At 63.3% G+C, this 19,382-nt stretch carries 18 protein-coding genes and 1 pseudogene; 6 read left to right on the top strand and 13 right to left on the bottom strand.

Annotated features, from left to right (window positions below; genetic code table 11):
- Positions 1 to 10: 10 nt before the first annotated feature.
- The 4 genes from B4394_RS08415 to B4394_RS08400 form a co-directional block, all read right to left on the bottom strand.
- Positions 11 to 1,348, bottom strand: a complete 1,338-nt coding sequence (locus B4394_RS08415) for an HNH endonuclease signature motif containing protein (RefSeq protein ID WP_078314729.1) — start codon at positions 1,346 to 1,348, stop codon at positions 11 to 13.
- A gap of 100 nt (positions 1,349 to 1,448) precedes the next feature.
- Entirely contained in the window at positions 1,449 to 3,188 is a 1,740-nt protein-coding gene (gene poxB, locus B4394_RS08410; RefSeq protein WP_078314728.1) for a ubiquinone-dependent pyruvate dehydrogenase, read from the bottom strand.
- 27 nt (positions 3,189 to 3,215) lie between these two features.
- Positions 3,216 to 4,151, bottom strand: a complete 936-nt coding sequence (locus tag B4394_RS08405) for a patatin-like phospholipase family protein (RefSeq protein WP_078289916.1) — start codon at positions 4,149 to 4,151, stop codon at positions 3,216 to 3,218.
- Between the two features lie 56 nt (positions 4,152 to 4,207).
- The gene (locus B4394_RS08400) at positions 4,208 to 4,975 is read right to left on the bottom strand and encodes an SDR family oxidoreductase (protein ID WP_078313051.1); all 768 of its coding nucleotides are present in this window, start codon (positions 4,973 to 4,975) and stop codon (positions 4,208 to 4,210) included.
- Positions 4,976 to 5,125: 150 nt separating this feature from the next.
- Here B4394_RS08400 and B4394_RS08395 point away from each other — a divergent pair, with 150 nt between their 5' ends.
- Together B4394_RS08395 and B4394_RS08390 are read left to right on the top strand one after the other, a co-directional pair.
- Positions 5,126 to 5,671: a TetR/AcrR family transcriptional regulator gene (locus tag B4394_RS08395; RefSeq protein WP_286141998.1), complete on the top strand. Its 546-nt coding sequence runs from the start codon at positions 5,126 to 5,128 to the stop codon at positions 5,669 to 5,671.
- Positions 5,672 to 5,718: 47 nt separating this feature from the next.
- On the top strand, positions 5,719 to 6,150 hold the full coding sequence (locus B4394_RS08390) for a pyridoxamine 5'-phosphate oxidase family protein (RefSeq protein ID WP_078314726.1): 432 nt from the start codon (positions 5,719 to 5,721) through the stop codon (positions 6,148 to 6,150).
- A 24-nt stretch (positions 6,151 to 6,174) separates the two neighbouring features.
- Here the strand turns inward: B4394_RS08390 and B4394_RS08385 are convergent, their stop codons facing one another.
- The 3 genes from B4394_RS08385 to B4394_RS08375 are packed head-to-tail and all read right to left on the bottom strand — an operon-like array spanning position 6,175 to position 9,689.
- On the bottom strand, positions 6,175 to 6,444 hold the full coding sequence (locus B4394_RS08385) for a metal-sensitive transcriptional regulator (RefSeq protein ID WP_078313009.1): 270 nt from the start codon (positions 6,442 to 6,444) through the stop codon (positions 6,175 to 6,177).
- A gap of 33 nt (positions 6,445 to 6,477) precedes the next feature.
- A complete protein-coding gene (locus tag B4394_RS08380) occupies positions 6,478 to 9,294 on the bottom strand; it encodes an MMPL/RND family transporter (RefSeq protein WP_078314725.1) in 2,817 nt (938 codons plus the stop codon).
- Positions 9,291 to 9,689, bottom strand: a complete 399-nt coding sequence (locus B4394_RS08375) for an MmpS family transport accessory protein (RefSeq protein ID WP_286141988.1) — start codon at positions 9,687 to 9,689, stop codon at positions 9,291 to 9,293. Before B4394_RS08375 ends, B4394_RS08380 begins: the two co-directional genes overlap by 4 nt.
- A gap of 330 nt (positions 9,690 to 10,019) precedes the next feature.
- On the opposite strand from B4394_RS08375, the gene B4394_RS08370 reads away from it, so the two are divergent.
- Genes B4394_RS08370 through B4394_RS08360 form a run of 3 tightly spaced genes read left to right on the top strand, consistent with a single transcriptional unit; the run spans position 10,020 to position 12,000 of the window.
- Positions 10,020 to 10,640 carry a mycothiol-dependent nitroreductase Rv2466c family protein gene (locus B4394_RS08370; protein WP_078314724.1) on the top strand — a complete coding sequence of 207 codons (621 nt, stop codon included), beginning with the start codon at positions 10,020 to 10,022 and terminating at the stop codon, positions 10,638 to 10,640.
- Positions 10,641 to 10,648: 8 nt separating this feature from the next.
- The gene (locus B4394_RS25995) at positions 10,649 to 10,825 is read left to right on the top strand and encodes a DUF8730 family Cys-rich protein (RefSeq protein ID WP_502688428.1); all 177 of its coding nucleotides are present in this window, start codon (positions 10,649 to 10,651) and stop codon (positions 10,823 to 10,825) included.
- Complete coding sequence (locus B4394_RS08360) at positions 10,822 to 12,000, top strand: NAD(P)/FAD-dependent oxidoreductase (protein WP_078314723.1); 1,179 nt, start codon at positions 10,822 to 10,824, stop codon at positions 11,998 to 12,000. The genes B4394_RS25995 and B4394_RS08360 overlap by 4 nt, the downstream gene beginning before the upstream one ends.
- 1 nt (position 12,001) lies before the next feature.
- Here B4394_RS08360 and B4394_RS08355 read toward each other — a convergent pair.
- Both B4394_RS08355 and B4394_RS08350 read right to left on the bottom strand, forming a co-directional pair.
- A pseudogene (locus tag B4394_RS08355) lies at positions 12,002 to 12,834 on the bottom strand (glycoside hydrolase family 16 protein).
- Positions 12,835 to 12,890: 56 nt separating this feature from the next.
- Positions 12,891 to 14,051: an NAD(P)/FAD-dependent oxidoreductase gene (locus tag B4394_RS08350; protein WP_078314722.1), complete on the bottom strand. Its 1,161-nt coding sequence runs from the start codon at positions 14,049 to 14,051 to the stop codon at positions 12,891 to 12,893.
- Between the two features lie 74 nt (positions 14,052 to 14,125).
- Here B4394_RS08350 and B4394_RS08345 point away from each other — a divergent pair, with 74 nt between their 5' ends.
- Positions 14,126 to 15,376 carry a M20 family metallopeptidase gene (locus B4394_RS08345; RefSeq protein WP_078314721.1) on the top strand — a complete coding sequence of 417 codons (1,251 nt, stop codon included), beginning with the start codon at positions 14,126 to 14,128 and terminating at the stop codon, positions 15,374 to 15,376.
- Here the strand turns inward: B4394_RS08345 and B4394_RS08340 are convergent.
- The 4 genes from B4394_RS08340 to B4394_RS08325 are packed head-to-tail and all read right to left on the bottom strand — an operon-like array spanning position 15,366 to position 19,373.
- The gene (locus tag B4394_RS08340; RefSeq protein WP_078314766.1) at positions 15,366 to 16,178 is read right to left on the bottom strand and encodes an HpcH/HpaI aldolase/citrate lyase family protein; all 813 of its coding nucleotides are present in this window, start codon (positions 16,176 to 16,178) and stop codon (positions 15,366 to 15,368) included. The genes B4394_RS08345 and B4394_RS08340 overlap by 11 nt on opposite strands.
- Positions 16,179 to 16,212: 34 nt before the next feature.
- A complete protein-coding gene (locus B4394_RS08335; RefSeq protein WP_078314720.1) occupies positions 16,213 to 16,863 on the bottom strand; it encodes a DsbA family protein in 651 nt (216 codons plus the stop codon).
- Between the two features lie 22 nt (positions 16,864 to 16,885).
- Positions 16,886 to 17,377, bottom strand: a complete 492-nt coding sequence (locus B4394_RS08330) for a Dps family protein (RefSeq protein ID WP_078314719.1) — start codon at positions 17,375 to 17,377, stop codon at positions 16,886 to 16,888.
- A 52-nt stretch (positions 17,378 to 17,429) separates the two neighbouring features.
- Complete coding sequence (locus tag B4394_RS08325) at positions 17,430 to 19,373, bottom strand: KUP/HAK/KT family potassium transporter (protein ID WP_078314718.1); 1,944 nt, start codon at positions 19,371 to 19,373, stop codon at positions 17,430 to 17,432.
- Between the last annotated feature and the right edge of the window lie 9 nt (positions 19,374 to 19,382).

Genomic DNA, 19,382 nt, shown 5'->3' with positions numbered 1-19,382 from the left:
CCCACGGCGCCTAGAAAGGTGGCGGGTCGTGGGCGGTGAGTGCGGCCAGGGCCGCTTCGCGTTGTAAGCGTTCTTGACGGTTGAGGCTTCGTTCCGACTGGCGCCGGCGGTCGCGTTCCTGTTTTCGGGTGCGCTGGCGGGTAAGGGTGGGGAAGAGGAACCGGCTGGCGGGAGTGGTGACATAGGTGTGCCCCGTCGGCGCCTTCCACAGCACGGTCCCGTCGGGTCCTTGGATCTCGGTCCAGCCGCCAAAGGTCTTCAGCAGATGATGCTTGCGGCACAACGCCTTCAGATTGGTGCCGGTGGTAGGACCACCCACAGCCCAGGGCACGGTGTGGTCGATATCCGTCCGGTCGGCTGCTGCCTCGCAACCTGGGAATCGGCACAGCTGGTCGCGCGAGCGTACAAAGGCAGCAAGGCTGCCCGAGGGCCGGTACCCGGTGCTGTGGCAATCAGTGAGCGCGCGAGTGCGGGCATCGGCGGCCACGGCGCGGGCCTGCTCGGCGGCGAGCACCCCGAAGCCGGGGACATGGGCAGGTACATCGTCCTGACCATTGAGGGTGGATTGGTTGACGACCACGTTGACGACGACCGCGATATCGGGGACATTGCGCCCAGTACATTCGGGACGTCCACAGGTGCAACGCATCTGATCAAGACCGCGTGTCAACGCGCCGACCGCGTCGGCACGCCGCTGGGCCTTGGTGCGTGGATCTGCCGGGCACACGGTCGCTGCCAGAAGATCGAGGCGTTTGTCCAGCGCGACGGCATGGGTGGCCTGCAAGGTGCCCCAGATCTCGGCGACGGGTTCCCCGTGACCGACGGGGCGGATCTCTACATAGCGGCCCTCGCTCGCGGATCTGTTGCGCCGCACGGCATCCCGATCGAAGCGAAGCACCAACGCATCAAGTGCGGCGGTGATGCGCTTGTGGGACCAGCGCGCCCAGCGCGGCAGTGCCTGCACGATCGCAGTGTCCACCTGCGTCACCACCGTGTCGCTCTCGACGAGTTCGGTGCGGTTGACGATCAGTGCGACAGTCCGATAGTCAAGATCACCAGCGGCGAAGCGTTCAGCGACCGCTGTGAGGCGGTGCCGCAGAACCTGGGCATACCGCATCTGGCTGGAGGCCAATGCCTGGGTGATGCCCTGAGCCGCGGAAATTTCGGCGGCGATCCTGTCCCAGCGATCCAGGGGGTGACGGTCACGCGCATCGGCCTTGTCGAGGTCTGCGTGCCGGTCGACGAGCACGCCGATAGCGTCCAGCCGTCGGGCGCACGCTTGCGCCTCGGCACGCTGTGCCGACGTGATCACATCGATCAGATCCGCGTCGCGCAATGAATCGAACATATTTTCGATATTAGGGAAATCTGTTGAGCAGCACGTGTACCAACCCGCCGTTGGGGACAAGCCACGGTTTGTGGATAACTCGGAGAATCCCTAGTGCGACTCACCGGCGGCGCAGGCGCGCGCCGAGGTTCGTCTTGGCCAGGTCGATGAGCTCGTCGCCGCGCCCCGACAGCAGGGTCCTCGTCGCCCACAACGAGAAGCCTGCCACCTGTGCGGCGGTGATGGTCGGTGGAATCGAGAGCTCCTGGCGAGCGGTGACTACCTCCACGAGGGCCGGGCCATCGTGACTGAAGGCCTCCGACAACGCCGCATCGAGCTGGTCGGGGCGTTCCACGCGCGCACCGTGAATCCCGAGAGCCATTGCGACATCAGCGAATACCGGGTTATCCAGGGCCGTCCCGTAGTTCACAATCCCAGCGGCCTTCATTTCCAGCTCCACGAAGCTGAGCGCGCCATTGTTGAATACCACCATCTTGATGGGCAGCTGCGACTGGGTGAGCGTGATGAGATCTCCTAGCATCATCGCCAGCCCGCCGTCACCGGAGAGGGTGACGATCTGGCGGCCTCGGTGTGATGCCTGTGCCCCGATTCCCTGGGGAACGGCGTTGGCCATGCTGCCGTGGTTGAACGAACCGAGCAGGCGCCGTCGGCCATTCATGGACAGGTAGCGCGCGGCCCAGATGACGGGTGTGCCGACATCGGCGATGAAGACCGCGTCCTCGTCCGCCAACTCGTCGATCCTGCGTGCGACAAGTTCCGGTCGCACGGGCGTCTGATTGCGATCGTCCACGGCCAACCGGTCGAGCTGAGCACGCGTGCGCGTGTAGTTCTCTCTCGCGCGCTCTAGATGCTTGCCCTCGGAATGCGGAAGGAGTATCGAATTGAGCTGTTGCAAAGTGTCTTTCACCGAACCGATGAGTGGGACATCCACCCGGACACGTCGGCCGATGTGTTCACCGCGGATATCGACCTGAACGACGGTGGCCTTCGGCGGATAGAACTGTCGATATGGGAAATCCGTCCCGAGCATCAGCAGCACCTCGGTGTCCTCGAGTGCGTCGTACCCGGAACGGAACCCCAGCAGGCCCGTCATGCCGACGTCGAACGGATTGTCGTACTCGACGAATTCCTTGCCGCGCAACGTGTGCACGATCGGCGCCTGGAGAGTGCGAGCAGCTTCCAGCAGCTCGGCATGGGCGCCCTCACAGCCGGCCCCGGCGAGGATGGTGACCGCGTTGGATCCGTTCAGCACCCGGACGGCTCGCTCCAGGGACACTGGGTCCGGCAGGCGGGTCCCGATGCCCGCGACGATCGGCGCCGAGGGCGGCGCCGCATCTGTCTTGGCGCTGAGGATGTCTCCTGGGATTGTCAGGACCGCCACCCCTTGCTGGTCCAGCGCCGCGCGGATGGCGGTGTCCAAGACGTACGGCAGCTGTTCGACGCTGCTCACCAGCTCGCTGTACACGCTGCATTCGGCGAACAGATTCTGCGGATGGGTCTCCTGGAAGTAGCCGCTGCCGATTTCGGCGCTGGGTATGTGCGAGGCAATCGCAAGGACGGGGACTCGACTGCGGTGGGCATCAAAGAGACCGTTGATGAGATGCAGATTGCCCGGGCCGCAGCTGGCGGCACACACTGCGAGGGTGCCCGTCAGCGCCGCCTCTGCCCCGGCGGCGAATGCCGCCGCCTCCTCGTGGCGCACATGGACCCACTCCACGGTGCCGTCGCGGCGCAGAGCCTCGGTAAAGCCATTCAACGAGTCGCCGGGCAGGCCGTAAATACGTTGAACACCGGCGGCTTTCACGGTGTCGACGATGAGTTGCGAGACGGTACGGGCCATGCTGCCCTCCAAAGGGGATGTCGGCGGCTAGTTGGTGTTCGCGTATGCGTCGAGAGCCTCAGCGGCGCAACGGCGCCCGACCTCGATGACTTCGGTGGCACGATGGAAGTCCAGACTGCGACTGACACTTCGGGGTACCTCGATGAGGACATCCGGAGGGTGCGCCGCGAGCTGCATGCGGGCAAGGGCCGACTGCATGACCTCGATGGTCCGGTTCATCACTTCGAAGCTTGTCAGTTTTGCGGCGGGATCTGGTTGGCCTGCTGCTTCGGTGCCGTCGGTCTCGAACAGGGCCGAAGTGCTGCGCAGCAGCCGGTTCAACCACTCTGTGGTCACGCGCGGTTCACGAGGCTCGGGATCAAGGGGCGGTGCCGGAGTGCGCGACTCCTCGCCTCCGCTGAGGCTTACCGCTACTCGCAGCTCGGCGTGTACCCCGGCCAGTGGCGCAACTGCCATCAGGTCCAGGACGCCGCCGTCTGCCAGCACGCGGCCGTCGAGTACATGCGGAGAGATCATTCCGGGAATCGCGATAGATGCGCGGATAGCGGAGGCCAATGAACCGCGCTGCAGCCACACCGACTTGCCGGCGATCAAGTCGGTCGCGACCGCGGTGAACGGAATCGGCAGGTCTTCGATCGCGACGTCGCCGAGCAGCTCGCGTACCACGTCCAGAATCTTCTCGGCGCGGAAGAAGCCGGGGCTGGTCCACGTCGGGTCCAACAGCCGCAGTACCGCGCGCTGGGTCAGCGATGTTGCCCACGAGGTGAACCCGTCGAGCGCTCCGGCCGCCTCCAGGCCGCCCACCAACGCGCCCATCGAGGATCCTGAGATGCCGGAGATCTCGAAGCCGCGCTCTCGCAACTCCTGGATCACACCGATATGCGCATAGCCGCGGGCCCCACCGGCGCCCAGCGCCAGCGCGATCTTGGTGCCGGGTGCGCCGGTACTCGCCTCGTCAGTCATCCACTCAATCTTGGCAAGAGCGACGCCAGGTATCCAGGTGAGGTGTGCGACACCCGTTACTGGCGAGCGTGGGGATCGGAGGCGTTGAGCGTCGCGACGACTTCGTCGTAGTCACCGCGTGCTTCGCCGTAGCGCAGGAACTTCACCCGCTCTACCTGGATTTCGGTGGCGTCGGGCTGGGTCTCCAGCAGAGTGACCACTTCATCGACGAAGTCCTTCAGGGGCATCGCGAAGTCACTCTCTTGCTGTCCCGGCATGAGGTCTGTGCGAACCGCGGGTGGCTGGAGTTCCTTGACCGTCACCCGGGTGTCCGCGAGCTGCAGCCGAATCGACTCAGTGAGCATGTGGATGGCGGCCTTAGAGGCGTTGTAACTGGGCGTGACCTTCAGTGGCGCGAAAGCCAACCCGGACGAGACCGTGATGATGGTGGCTTCGGGCTGGGCCTGTAGGTGCTCGATGAAGTTGGCGATCAGGCGAATCGGGCCCAGCACGTTGGTGGTGACGATCTCCTCGGCCGACTGAAGGAATGACTCGGGGTGATGCCAGTCTTCGACGCGCATGATGCCTGCCATCGCGATGAGGATGTTCACGGTCGGATGGTCGGTGAGTATCCGTTGGGCAGCGGTGTGAATGCTCTCCGGATCGGAGATGTCGATCTGCACAGCCGAGATGCCGGGATGTTCAGCACGGATGCGCTCGAGTAGCTCGGTGCGGCGCCCGCCGACTATCACGGTGTTGCCCTTGGCCTGCAAGGCCAGAGCGAGTTCCAGGCCGATCCCGCTCGTGGCTCCGGGAATGAACACCGTGTTGTCCGTGATCTTCATCGAGGAGCCCTTCTGTTGATTATGTGTACGTACCGTACATATATGTAATGTACGGTACGTACACATAGTTGGCAAGGAGTGGGAGCGATGGTGACTGCCGCAGGGGACGAGGTGAAGCAGCCGCGCCGGGGGCGGCGGCCGGCTGACGAGGTGCGCGAAGAAGTGCTTCAGGCCGCGGGCGACCTGCTGTTCGCCGAGGGGATGAACGGATTCACCATCGACAAGGTCGCTGCCCTCTCCGGCGCGAGCAAGATGACCATCTACAAGTGGTGGCCGTCCAAAGGGGCTCTCGCGCTCGACGGCTACTTCCGACAGGTCGAACCGGAGTTGGGGTTCCCCGACACCGGGGACATCGAGCGCGACCTCCGCACTCAGCTGCATGCGTTCCTCGGCGTCATCCGGGACACGATTGGGGGCGGGATCATCGGTGAACTCATTGGTCAGGCCCAAGTGGATCCGGCGCTCAAAGCGGCCTTTCTGCAACGGTATTCGGGGCCCCGTCGTGCCCTTGCGGTGACGGCGATACGTCGGGCACAAGAACGTGGCCAGCTCGGTGCGAAGGTGGACCCGGAGGTCGTCGTGGACCAGCTGTGGGGCGCTTGCTACCACCGGCTGCTGATACCCGACCAGCCGCTGACACGGGATTTCGTCGACGCCTTGCTCACCAACGTGTTTCACGGGATCAAATCCAGATGAATCTAGGTACGGGAATAAGCCCCGCGGATCCGCGGGTTTGACGCGATATGCCACGTCAGTTCACCGAAGCGGAGCGTCAGGATTTTCTCGCGGCCAAGCACATTGCTGTGCTGTCGGTTGCGGCCGACAAGGGACGGCCGCCGGCCAGCGTGCCGATCTGGTACGGGTATACGCCCGGCGGAAACATTCAGATCAATACCAGTGCGGGCAACCGCAAGGCACGCCTGATCGAGCAGGCCGGCGCAGTCACGCTGACGGTGCAGCACGAAGAGCCGCCGTATCAGTACGTCATTGTCGAGGGCACGGTTGTCGAAACGGAGCGGCCGGCCTCGGCAGAGGTACGGGAAGCCATTGCCATCCGCTATCTCGGCGAGGAGGCCGGTCGGGAGTTCGCGCGCGGATACGATGAGGCCGACACCGTGCTGTTCGTCGTGCGCCCCGATCGCTGGTTTACCGCGGACTTCTCAGGCGAGCTCTGAGCTAGGGCTTGCCGGGCCACGGTGCTAGGCCAGGGCGAGGAACAGTTTCTCGAGTTCAGCCTCGGTCATGGGCGCGGTGTTTCCGTCGCGATCGGCGGTGATGCATTCACGCAGGCCGGTGGCGACGATCTTGAAGCCGGCGCGGTCGAGCGCTCGTGACACGGCAGCCAGCTGAGTCACCACGTCTTTGCAGTCGCGCCCGGTTTCGATCATGTTGATCACTCCGTTGAGCTGTCCCTGCGCCCGGCGCAGTCTGCTGAGGATGGCAGTGATGCTGTCTTGATCGTCGATCATGGATCTACCTTTCGAGGTCCCGAGCTATTGACACTATACCCTCCTGGGTATAGGGCGCGTGCGGACTTTCAGTGGCCACCAGAACCATGGGCCGAGCAGCCCAGCGATGGACGGGGTCATCAGAGACCGCACGATGAGTGTGTCGAACAGTAGACCCAAACCGATCGTGCTTCCGGCTTGGCCGATTGAGCTCAAATCGCTTGCAGCCATGGACATCATCGTGAACGCGAATACCAGTCCCGCGGACGTGACGACTCCGCCGGTTTCTCCCATTGAGCGGATGATGCCGGTCTTGAGTCCCGCACCGATCTCTTCCTGGAAGCGGGATACGAGCAGCAGGTTGTAGTCGGATCCGACGGCCAACAGGATGATCAGGCCGAAGACCGGCGCGATCCAGTTGAGCTCGAGACCGAAAATGTGTTGCCACACCAGCACCGAGAGCCCGAATGCGGCGCCGAGGGATAGCAGTACGGTGCCGACGATTACTAGCGAGGCGACCAGCGCACGTGTGATGAGCATCATCACAGCGAAAATCAGTGTTACGGCAGCGATTCCGACGATCAACAGATCATAGTGAGAGCCGGATTGAATGTCGCGGTAGATCGCGGCGGTGCCGGTGAGGTAGAACTCGGCGTCGGTCAGGGCGGTCCCCTTGACGGCTTGATGGGCGGCCTCCAATTCGGGGATGACTGAGGAGATTCCTGCGGGGGTGGCCGGGTCCTTGTCATGGGTGATGATGAAGCGTGCAGCTTTGCCGTCGGGCGACAGGAACAGCTGCAGACCACGCTGAAAATCGGGATTCTGAAACGCTTCTGGTGGTAGGTAGAAGTAGTCCCCGCTGCGGGAGGCGTCGAAGGCTTGGCCCATCGCGCTGGCAGTATCGGTCATCTGCGCCATCTGTGTGACCAGGTTGGCGAAGCTGCTATGCATCGTCAGCAGAGTCCCCTGCATGGACTTGGCCACGGCGATGATCGTGGGGAACTGCGCACTCATCTGGGGAATGATCGCGCCGACATTTCCGATGTCTGCGGTCAGTGCGCGCATCTTGTCACTGAACGTGTCGACACCGTCCATCGCGTCGAATACCGAACGTATGGCCGAGCACACCGCGATGTCGAAACAGTTCTGCTCCCAGTAGAAATAGTTGCGCAGGGGCCGTATGACGTCGTCGAACTCGGCCAGATGGTCCCGAATTTCGTTCAGCGTCGCCTGCGCGTCTGTCATATCCGTGGTCATGCGGTGAGTCGCGTTGCTCATCTGGCCCAGCAGGGATTGCATGCGTTGCATGGAGCCGATCATGGAACCGAGATCTTCACTCATGGTGAGCATGTCGGCTGTACGGTCCTTCATGAATTGAAGATTCTGCTGGATCGGAATCGACTGGGCGCTGATCTGAAACGGTATGGAGGTGTGCTCGATCGGACCGCCCAAGGGGCGGGTGATGCTTTGCACCATCGCGATTCCGGGTGAACGGAACACGTCCTTGGCGATCTTGTCCAGGATGAGCATGTCTCCGCTATTGCGCATGTCGTGATCGCTCTCGACCATCAGAATATCGGGATTCATTGTGGCGGCACTGAAATGGCGTTCGGCGGCCGCGTATCCGACGTTCGACGGCAGGGAGGCCGGTATATAGAACCGATCGTTGTAACTGACCTTCATGGTTGGCATGATGGCGACACCGATGAGCGCTATGGCCAGTGAGGCGGCAAACACCGCGCCTGGCCAGCGCACCGTGGCGGTGCCGATACGCCGCCAGCGCCGAACCTTCACAGCCCGCTTGGGATCAAGCAGCCCAAAGCGGCTGGCTATGACAACCACAGCGGGTGCGGCGGTGAGCGCACCCGCCACGACCACAAGCAGTCCCAGTGCGGACGGAATACCTAGTGCCTTGAAATACGACAGGCGTGCCAAGTGCAGGCACAGGGTCGCCCCGGCGATGGTCAGCCCAGAGCCCAGGATGATGTGGAATGTACCCCGAAACATGGTGTAATACGCTGTTTCTCGGTCCTGGCCGGCTTGGCGTGCTTCCTGATAACGGCCGATGAGAAAGATGGCGTAGTCGGTACCCGCGGCGATCGCCAATGAGGACAACATGGCGACCACGAATGTCGAGAATCCCAGTAGGTCGTAGTTACCGAGAATCGCGACAACGCCTCTGGCGGTGCCCATCTCGAAGCCGACCATGACCAGAACAAGCAGCATCGTGCTGATGGATCGGTACGTGACGAGAAGCATGATCATGATGACCGCGCCCGTCACGCCCATCATGACGAGCATGCTCTTATCAGCGGCCTCGTTCATGTCCGTGGTCAGCGCCGCCGGGCCGGTGACATACACCGCCAGGCCTGCGGGCGGCGCTGAACGGTCCACGATCTTGCGGACCGCGTCGACAGACTTGTTTCCAAGCGTGCTGCCCTGGTCGCCGGCAAGGTTGAGCTGGACATATGCGGCTTTGCCGTCACGGCTCTGGGCACCGGCAGCGGTCAGCGGGTCTCCCCATACGTTTTGCACGTGCTGCACATGCTCGGGGTCGGCCTGCAGCGCGTGCACCAGGGTGTCGTAATAGCGGCGTGCCGATTCGCCGAGGGGGTTATCGCCCTCGAGCACGATCATCGCGATGCTGTCGGAATCGGATTCGCGATATTTCTGGCCGATGTGTTTAGCCGCGATCATGGCCGGCGCGTCATGCGGCGACATCGTCACCGCATGATCTCGTGCCACCGATTCAATCGGCGGCACCAGCACGTTCACTGCCACCGTCAGTAGCAGCCATCCCAGCAGGATCGGCACCGCGAATCGGCGCACGAACCGCATGAAGGCCGGGCGTTTTCCGTGGTCGGTGTTCATGCGGCTTTCACCAGACACGAGGTTTGGGCGTCGCGCCCGTCTGTGGACTGCTCATCTTCGATGTGTCCGTTCACGGTGATTCGACACCCTATGGCGGCGCTATTCCCTTGTGCCACAACACTGGCGATGACAGCGGGTACGGTGGTCTCAATCGTGTAGGTCCATGGCAAGCTGCTGAAATCGGCCCGTTGTGGCTGAGCGTTCTTGTCCAGGTAGCTCACCGCACCTGTGGTGCCGCTGGGTCCGTAGATCTCGTATCGCACCTGCTTGATCGTGGATGACACGAGTGGTTCTGCGCTGCTGCCGGTGGCCGAGAAGATTGGTTCGGAGCCGAACGCGCCACGCAGGTGGTTGACGGCGACCGCGCCGAGGCCAACCGCGCACCCAACGACCATCGCTACCCACGCCCGTTTCAACACGGTAACTATCGCTGCCCGCACTCTTAGGCCGCCTTTCTGTTGTCGCTCAATAGTTTTAGGCCATGACCTGTGTCCTGCTGACTTGCGCCGGGTGACCGCAGATCGCGGGCGGGCCCTATGGCAGGGCCGAGTCTTACTCAATAGATACCATACCCCCTACGGTATATATCCAAAATCTGCCGCAACATCTGACTCCGGGCATATACCGTGGGGGGTATGGTATAAACGGTGGCAGAACGAACCAGCGGACCGACACCTCCACGGTCCTAGTTATCGGTCTTGCTTCACAGTGATGGGAGATGCCGCATGTCCGCAGATGGCAGTGCCGCACACAGCCGTAGGTTCGACCTGAGGATCTGGCTCGACCCGGTATGCCCGTTTTCGTGGAACACCGCGCGTTGGCTGGATGCGGTCGCGGGCCAGTCCGGTACCTCGGTCGACTGGCAGCTGATGAATCTGGCTGTCTTGAACGAGGGCAAGGAGCTGCCGCCCGCACAGCAAGCACGGATGAATGACTCGCGGCAGGTGGGGAGGCTGATGGCCGGAATCCAGCGCGAGTTGGGCCGGCAGGGCTTGCACACGGCGTATTTCGCCTTCGGTGCACTGTATTTCGACGAGTCGGTGCCTGTCGGTGCCGATCTGGCCGCTCGGGTATTGGGGGCAGTCGCGCCCCTGTCGACATCAAGCGATTCGCTGTCGGACACCTCGCTGGACGCACTGGTCCGTTCCTCTCACGAGGCCGGGCAGCGGGCATTGGGAGATGTTGGCGGCAGCCCGCTACTGCAGGTCAACGGCCGTACGTTCTTCGGCCCCGTCTTGACGGCGTTGCCGGAGCAGAGCACTGCGCACGCGTTGTTTGACGCGGTTACCGCGCTTTCGCGAGTGCCGGAGTTCACGCAGCTGCAGCGTCCGCGCCCGGCGCATTAGTGCCGATCATGTGTCATGCAGTGACGTGCTCCGTCTGTTCCAAGACCACGTGGTCTGGCTGCGGTCTCCACGTTCAATCCGTGAAAAGCACAGTCCCCGAAGATCAATGGTGTGGCGGACACGGCACACCACCGTCTGCTCCTGTGTACAGGGGCCTGTTCAGGAAAAAGGAGCGTAGAACATGAAGAAGGTTGTCGTCCTGGGTGCCGGAATCGGCGGGCTGAGCGTGATCAACGAACTGCGCCAGGCCCACGTACCGCTGGGTGACCTCGATATCACCATTGTGGATGAGGACTTCACCCACTTTCTGGGATTTACCTTGCCGTGGGTGATGCGAGGCTGGCGCGACGCGGGCAGTGTGCCCATTCGGCCGAGTTCCGAGGCGCTGTCGGGAGTAACCGCCGTGACGGGATCCGTCGCCGGCATCGATCCCAACACGCGCACCGTGACCTTGTCCGACTCGTCAACTCTGGACTTTGACGCGCTTGTCATCGCCACGGGCGCGCGCAATGCCCTCGACAAGATTCCGGGCTTGAGTGAAGCGGCCGCCCGGGGTGACGCGGTGCACTACTACGGCGTCGCCGCGGCCGGTGACGCCAGGCGCGCACTGGAAAACTTCTCCGGAAGCAAGCTCGTCTTCCTGGTGACATCGCAGCCCTACCGCTGTCCGGTGGCTCCTTACGAGGGAGCCCTGCTGGCCTCGGATTTCTTGAACGACAAGGGCATACGGACGGGTGTAGACATCAGCGTCTATACGCCGGAGAAGCACCCCATGCCCTCTGCCGGCCCCTACGCGGGGCCGCAGCTGGTACAGCTGCTCAGCGACAACGAGATCAGCTTCCATGGCGAACACACCACGGAACGCATCGACCCCGACGAGAAGGTTGTCGTGTTCAGGGACGGCACTACGGCGAGTTTCGACTTGTTGGTGTTCGTGCCGCCGCATAAGCCGTCAGTCACCATCGATGGACCCGAGTGGATCGGCGTCGACGCGCAGACGATGCAGACCCCGTATGAGGGCATCTGGGCGATCGGTGACGCTGTGTCGGTGATGTCGCCGTCCGGCAGGCCTCTGCCGAAGGCCGCCATCTTCGCAAAGAATGGTGCAAAAGCGGCCGCTCAGAACGTACTTCATTACCTTGAGAGGTCAGACCGGACCGCAGAGCTCTCGGGACTGGGGTACTGCTACCTCGATACCGGTCAGCATCGCTCGGCACAGGGAAAAGGTGATTTCTTCTCGTTGCCGCACCCGGCGATCACCCTCACGGAACCGTCCACGGATCAGCATCACGACAAACAGGACGAAGAAGCTGAATGGCGCGACATGTGGGAGTCGCACGACGAGCGCATCGGCAGCTGAGCTACCAGACACGTATCCAGTCGACGAGCATCTCCGCGGGGTAGGTGCCACCGCGGGGATCGCCGCCACCGGATCCGGCCACGGCCAGGTTCAGCACGGGAAATGCCTTGTGTCCAGGATTGTTGAACGGCCAGTCCGCCAGGGAGTTGGCGGCAACCTCGAAATACGGTGCCGCTCCGTCGGTGTAGTCCTTCCAGAACCGAATGCCCTTGTCGTCCCACTGGGTGCGCCAGGTGTGCCACGCGTTGTCCAGGGACAGGTTGTGGGTCTTCCATTCTGAGCCGTTTGCCTTGGCATGCACGGTGGTTGCGGCCGGCCAGCTGCCGTTGCCGTACCACTCGACGATGTCGATCTCACCGTCCTGATCACTGCCGAGCCAGAACGCGGGCCACGCGCCCGGGGTCAGGCAGTTGAACTTAATGCGCGCTTCCCAGGTATAGCCGACACCCAGTTCGGTCGTGCTGTAGATCTTGCCGCCGTAGTACGTGTTGCCTTCTTTTGCGGCCTTGATGACCAGGTTCGAGTTGCCGTCGAGGAAGACGTTCTTGCGATCGTCTCGATACTGGCCGACATTTTCGGGGAGCTCCCAAAAGGTCGGGTCCTTCATGGACTCGCGAGCCTTCGAGATCGCCCACTTGGATCCATCGGGCGCGGACCCGGCTGGTCCGTCAAACTCGTCGACGAAGACGTACTTGCCGGTCGGAGGAGCCGCGGGCGGGCGGGCGGTGGTTTCTGTGGTGACGGCTGCGCCCACGCCTCCGGCATGGAAACCGCTGCTGCCAACATGCCAAGCCCTGAGAACGCCATCATGCGGCGTCGATCCATGTTCACCATCGTGGCCGACGATAACAGGATTCGCCGAGCGCGGTCCGGGAGCGTGGACGTGGCCGCTAGGGACGGGCACGCAGTGAGTCGCGATCAGGTGCCAGCATCGAGGAGGTCAGACCCCGCGCGGCTAGCTCCTCGGGGAGGGGATTGCCGGTGGCGAGCGCCGCCCCCACTCGAGCAAGGGCGGGGGCCATCTGGATGCCGTAGCCGCCCTGGGCGGCGTACCAGAAGAAGCCCTCGACATCCGGGTCTTCGCCCACGACTGGACTGCGGTCGGAGGTGAAGGACCGCAGTCCTGCCCAGGCCGAATTCACACTCCGAATGCCGAGAGTGGTCGCCTCATTGATCATCCCGATCGCCCGGGCCATCTCGAGTTCGTCCGGTCGTGGGTCTCCGGGTGACTGAAGTGTCTCGTCGGCGGGCGAGCAGAGGAATTGGGCGCCATCGGGTTTGAAATAGAAGCTGTCGGAGACATCCAGGGTCATGGGAAGCGAGCCGGTGGGATTCGCCTGCGGTGCGGACACCATGAACGCGGTGCGTCGAAGTGGCTGGATTCCCACCGGACGAGCACCCATGGTGCGCGCGAGTTCATCGCACCACGCCCCGGCGGCGTTCACGACGGTCGCCGCCTCAAAGGCACGTCCGGAGGAATCCCGCAGGACCCACCTGCCCTGATGGCGGCTGCTGCTCACGATGGGAGCCGACTTGACGATGATTCCGCCGCGCCGGCGGAATCCGCGCACATATCCCTGATGCAGCCCATGGACGTCGAGCTCCATCGGTGTGCGGTCGACCGTCGCCAATCGGATGTGCCCCGGGCGCAGGTAGGGGTTGATCTGCTCGGCGACCGCGCCGTCCACCAGCTCCGTGTGACAACCCTGCCCGGAGGCTTCCCGATGACCTTCCCGAAGTGTGTCCGCATGCGCTTCATCGGCGATGATCAACAACGGCAAGGAGGTCGCGAGTGGAGCCTCGAAACCCTCACGGGGATCGGTGAAGAAATCGCGGCTGGCCGACGTCAACATTCGGATGACGGGATTCCCGTAGTTCTCGATGAAGGTCGCGGCGGACCGTCCGGTCGTGTGGAACGCGAGGGTCGATTCGCGCTCCAGTAATGCGACGGTTCGGTGCTCAGCCAGTTCGTAGGCAATCGATGCGCCCGACATCCCACCGCCGACGACGATGGCGTCGACGGAAAGTTCGGCGTCGATGGATTGGCTCACGTATCCGAGGGTAGGTGGTGACGATCGCCGTATTGTCGAACTGAGTCGCTGAAGCACACAGAGTGGGAGGCCACATGGCGATCACGCTGCCCGACAACTGGGCTGAGGACTTGGGGGAGTTGGCCGACTTCTACCGAGACCTGCATCAGCATCCGGAATTGTCGTTCCAGGAACACCGCACGGCGGGAAAGATCCAGGAGATCATCGCGCCGCTCGGGTTGGAGGTGACGGCGGGTATCGGTGGTACCGGCGTTGTTGCGGTACTTCGCAACGGAACCGGCCCGGTGGTGTGGCTGCGAGCCGACTTCGACGGGCTCCCGGTGCAGGAGCAGACCGGCCTCCCTTATGCCAGCACCGAGCGCGCCACCAACCCCGATGGCAGGGATGTTCCGGTCATGCATGCGTGCGGGCACGATATGCACGTCACCGCGCTGGTGGGCGCCCTTCGGCTGCTCAACGAACTCCAGAAGCAATGGTCGGGAACGGTAGTCGCGGTCTTTCAGCCCGCCGAAGAAGTGGGCGGCGGCGCGAAGGCGATGATCGCTGACGGCATCCTCGATCGGTTCCCCAGGCCCGAGGTCGTTCTCGGTCAGCACGTCGGCCCGCTGCCGGCGGGGATGATCGCGTACAAGACGGGTACGGCGCTCGCGGCCTCGGATTCCCTCAAGATGCAGCTGTTCGGCCGGGGTGGGCATGGCTCGCAACCGGAATCGACAATCGATCCGGTGGTGATGGCCTCGAATGTGGTGCAGCGGCTGCAGACCATCGTGTCGCGCGAGCTGTCCCCGTTCGAGCCCGCGGTGGTCACCGTCGGATACCTGCACGCCGGGGCGAAGGACAACATCATTCCCGACGACGCCGAACTCGGCATCAACGTCCGTACCTTCACCGAGGATGTCCGCACAAAGACGTTGGCCTCCATCACGCGGATCGCGCAGGCCGAGTCGACGGCCTCGGGTGCCGACAAGGAACCGGCGGTGACCTCAATGCACACCTTCCCGGTCACCGTCGTCGACGATGCCGCGATGCAGGCGATCGCCGCGGTGTTCCGTGAGTACTTCGGTGCCGATCGGGTGATCGAGTCTCCGAATCCACTGGCGGGCAGTGAGGATGTCGGATTCTTCGGGACTACCGCCGGTGTCCCCACCGCATTCTGGTTTTGGGGCGGGTACACGCAGCAGCGTTTTGAAGATGCCGCGACGGCCGGAAAACCGGTCCCGTCCAACCATTCCCCGGAGTTCGCGCCGGTCCTGGAACCCACGCTCAGCACCGGGATCGAGGCACTCACCGTGGCGGCGCTGTCACGGCTTACCGCTAGGACGTGATCAGGCCGAGCATCCGTGCTCGCTCCAGGATGATTCGGGCGCGGTTCAGTCGAGGCAGATCGCTACCGTCCTTGGGCTTTCCGCCGTGACTGTTGAACTGTTCGACGAAGTCTCGCGCCCATGACACGTCCTCATCGGAAGGGCTCAGCCCCTTGTTGATGGTGTCGGCATCCGCCGAGTGGAGTGCCAGCTTTCCCGTCATGCCCATCTGGCGAGTCAGCGCGACCCCCTCGGCCAACTGGTCCGGGTCACGAGTCGGCCCGTCGATTGGCCCTGGGATATGTGCGGCACGCGAAGCCACTACGAGCTGAGAGCGGCTGTACGCCAAGGCTAACGGGTCTTGCTCGATGCCGATATCGAGCGTGTAGTCGTTGACGCCAAAGGCGATGCGAAAGCAGGGGCGGGCGGCCGCGATGTCGTGTACGCGGGACATGCCGCGCGCGGTTTCGATCAGCGCGATCACCGGAGTGTCGCCACCCAGGCGGTTTGCGGTGTCCCACATGTGGTTTCCGCCCTCGGTCTTGGCGAGTACCACGCCTTTCAGGCCGCGGGCATCGGCGAGAGTCCGGCAGTCGGCCGACCAGAACTCGCTTGATGCATCGTTGACGCGTACCCAAGCCTGTCCGCCGGAGTTGAGGTATTCCATCACGCGTTCGCGTGCCGGCTGCTTCTCATTGGGTGCGACGGCGTCTTCCAGGTCCAGGATCACCTCGTCGGCATTGGTGGACGTGACGGCGGCGTTGAGGTCAGGCTCGCGCGAGGGGCTCACCAGAAGCCACGAGCGCGAGACCTTCGAGTTCACGGACACGGTGCCAGTATCTCGCAGAGCTACGCCGCTACCGCGGCGTTCTACGCAGCCAGTCCGATTCGCCGTCGACGGGCTGGTTGTCGATCACGACCATAGGCACCCCGGATTTGGGGAAGGCCCGCAGCAGCGGAAGGTTGTTCGCCGCGATGACGCGGGCGTCAAAGGGAACCGGCAGGCCGACCCTGATGAGGTCCTGCGCGACCTGGGGAGCGTCGACATGGTTGGCAAGCTCTGCCAGCTGGTCATTACTGAGGTCGGTGTCCCCTTCTTCCTCGGGCTGCTGATCTTTCGCGTAGAACCGCTGGATGAAGCGCCATGTCGTATCACTCGACCGTGACTGGTCGGCCACGACGAACGCCGCATAGATCGCGCGGCTGTCGTACGTTCCGCTGGCCGAGTACTTGTCGAGGAAGTCCACGAACCTGAGGTTGATGTGCAGCTTGCCTGATTCCAGGCGCCGCCCGATCTCGTCGCCCTGGCTTTGAACCATCTTTCCGCTGTAGGGGCACAACGGATCCAAGTACAGATCGATCTGCCCGGGAGCCGCCGGATCACCCAGCGAGAGGATGTCTCCGGCAGGTGAGGCATCGGCCGCGTGAGCCAGTCCGGGGTTGGGGCCCCAGACCAGAACCGCGATGAGTAGACCGATGATCGTCGCGAAGCGTTTCACAGCATGCATCGGTCCATCATCGCGTAAGCGGCTACACCTTCCGATTCTCGGACTTGATCAGCCAGGCCAGCTTCTCCAGCCCATCGATGAGCTGATGCAGGATGTCGGCGGTGGTCGGGTCTTCGTCGTCCACCGAATCGTGCACTGCGCGTAGCGTCTTCACCGCGGCGTAGATGCGGGTGGTGATCAGATCGACCACATCACCGGTGCTGCGTTCGTAGGGCGGGAATTCCGGCAGCGTCGTGCTGGCCGCCACCGTGTCCGAACGGCCATCGGGCAATGCGTCGAGTGCACGCATCCGCTCGGCGACGGTGTCGCTGGACTCGCGGGCGAAGTCGATGAGCTCGTCGAGCTGGAGGTGCAGGTCGCGGAAGTTACTTCCCACGACGTTCCAGTGCGCCTGCTTGCCCTGCAGGTGAAGCTCGATCAGGTCGACCAGGACTTGTTGCAGGTGGCCGGCCATTTCCGGTGATGCCTGGAAGTTTGTGACGTCGGATTCGGGGGTGCGGGCTGTCGTACTCATACTTAAGACAATCCCATCTAATCTGGATTTATTCCAGATTAGATGGGAAACCTCACACGTCGATGCGCGAGCCCATGATGACCGTGCGGTCCCTGGGCAGTCCGAAATACTCGGCAGCGTCTGCGGTGATATGCGATGTGGCGAGGAACAGCTGCTTACGCCACCGGGCCATCGTCGGTGCTGTGCCCCTCCCAAGTTCCAGTTTCGAGAGGAAGTACGTGGCCTCGTCGATCGGGATGGCTTGTCCCTCGGTCTGCGCGGGGTCGAGTAGCCCCAGTGCGTGGGGGACGTTTGGGGTCTCCATGTATCCGAATCGTGCCGTGACGTGAATGATCCCGTCTTCGGCGTATCCGAGATTGTCGATGCTCGTCCGGGCGGCGTCTTCCACACGGGGAACCGGCGATGTCTCGATCGACAGAATGACGACGTGCTCATGCAGCACATGGTTGTGTTCGACGTTGGCGCGCATCGCGAGTGGCGTGGTGTCCTTGCTCCGGTTGAGGAACACCGCGGTTCCGGGCACCCGCACCACGTGCGTGGCGCCCGCGTTGATGCGGTCGACGAATGCGCGCAGTGGGCCTTCGGCCTGTTCACGGGCGGGCGTCACGATGGTGCGGCCACGCTCCCATGTCGTCATCACCGTGAACGCGGTCAACGCGATCAAGAGCGGCAGCCAGGCCCCATGAACCAGCTTGGTCATGTTCGCCGCCAGGAACAGCAGGTCGATGGTCAGCAGCGCGCCCGCGCCGAGCAGCAGCAGCCAGAGCGGGGTATTCCAGCGGATGCGGGCGACATAGAAGAACAGCAGGGTCGTGATCGTGATGGTGCCGGTCACCGCCATGCCGAAGGCGTACGCCAGCGCGGCCGAGGATTGGAACGCGAACACCAGCGTCAGTACGGAGACCATCAGCACCCAATTGATCCACGGCACGTAAATCTGGCCGATCGTGGATTCCGAGGTGTGGGTAATCCGCAACCGCGGCAGGTAACCGAGCTGAACTGCTTGCGATGCCACCGAGTACGCACCGGTGATCACCGACTGCGAGGCGATCACCGTCGCCGCGGTGGCGAGCAGCACGATCGGCAAGCGGGCCCACTCGGGCGTCAACAAGAAGAACGGTGCGCTGATGGCGGATTGATCGCCCAGGATCAGGGCGCCCTGACCGAAGTAGCTCAAGGTCAGTGCGGGCAGCGCCAGGCCGAGCCACCCATAGGTGATGGCCTTGCGTCCGAAGTGCCCCATATCGGCGTACAGCGCCTCGGCACCCGTCACCGAGAGCACCACGGCCGCGAGTGCGAAGAAGGCGATGTGAAAATGCCCGACCATGAAACCGATTGCGTAGGTGGGTGAGAGTGCCCTGAGGATCTCCGGATGCGCGGCGATGCCGGTGATTCCGCAGGTGCCGATCGCCAGGAACCAGAGGATCATCACCGGCCCGAAGAACCGCCCGATGAGGGCGGTGCCATGGCGTTGCACGGCGAACAAGGCGACGATGATCACCGCGGTGATGGGGACGATCCACGCTTCCAGATCGGGCTGAATGACCTTCACGCCCTCGACTGCCGAGAGCACGGAGATAGCAGGGGTGATCATGCTGTCGCCGAAAAACAGGGCGGCGCCAAAGAGCCCGACGCCGGCCAGCACCAGGGCCCCGCGGCGCCCTTGTTTGCCGCCCCAGCGTGTTAGCAGCGTGATGAGCGCCATGATGCCGCCCTCGCCGTCATTGTCCGCGCGCATCACCAGCGTGACGTAGGTGAACGTCACGATCGCCATCACCGACCAGAAGATCAACGACACGATGCCGTACACGTTGTTCGTGCTTACCGGCACGGGGTGTGGGTCAGCCGGATTGAAGACCGTCTGAATGGTGTAGATCGGGCTCGTGCCGATATCGCCGAACACCACCCCGAGCGCGCCGACGACGACCGCAAGGCGCACGGTGTTCGACGCAGTGGCGGGGTTGTGTGATGACGCGGTCGCAGAGTCGTGCTGCACGGTGCGGTT

This window comes from Mycobacterium sp. D16Q16 (genome assembly GCF_002013745.1).
In the GTDB taxonomy this organism is placed as follows: Bacteria; Actinomycetota; Actinomycetes; order Mycobacteriales; family Mycobacteriaceae; genus Mycobacterium.
This window is presented reverse-complemented; position numbering and strand designations above follow the sequence as displayed.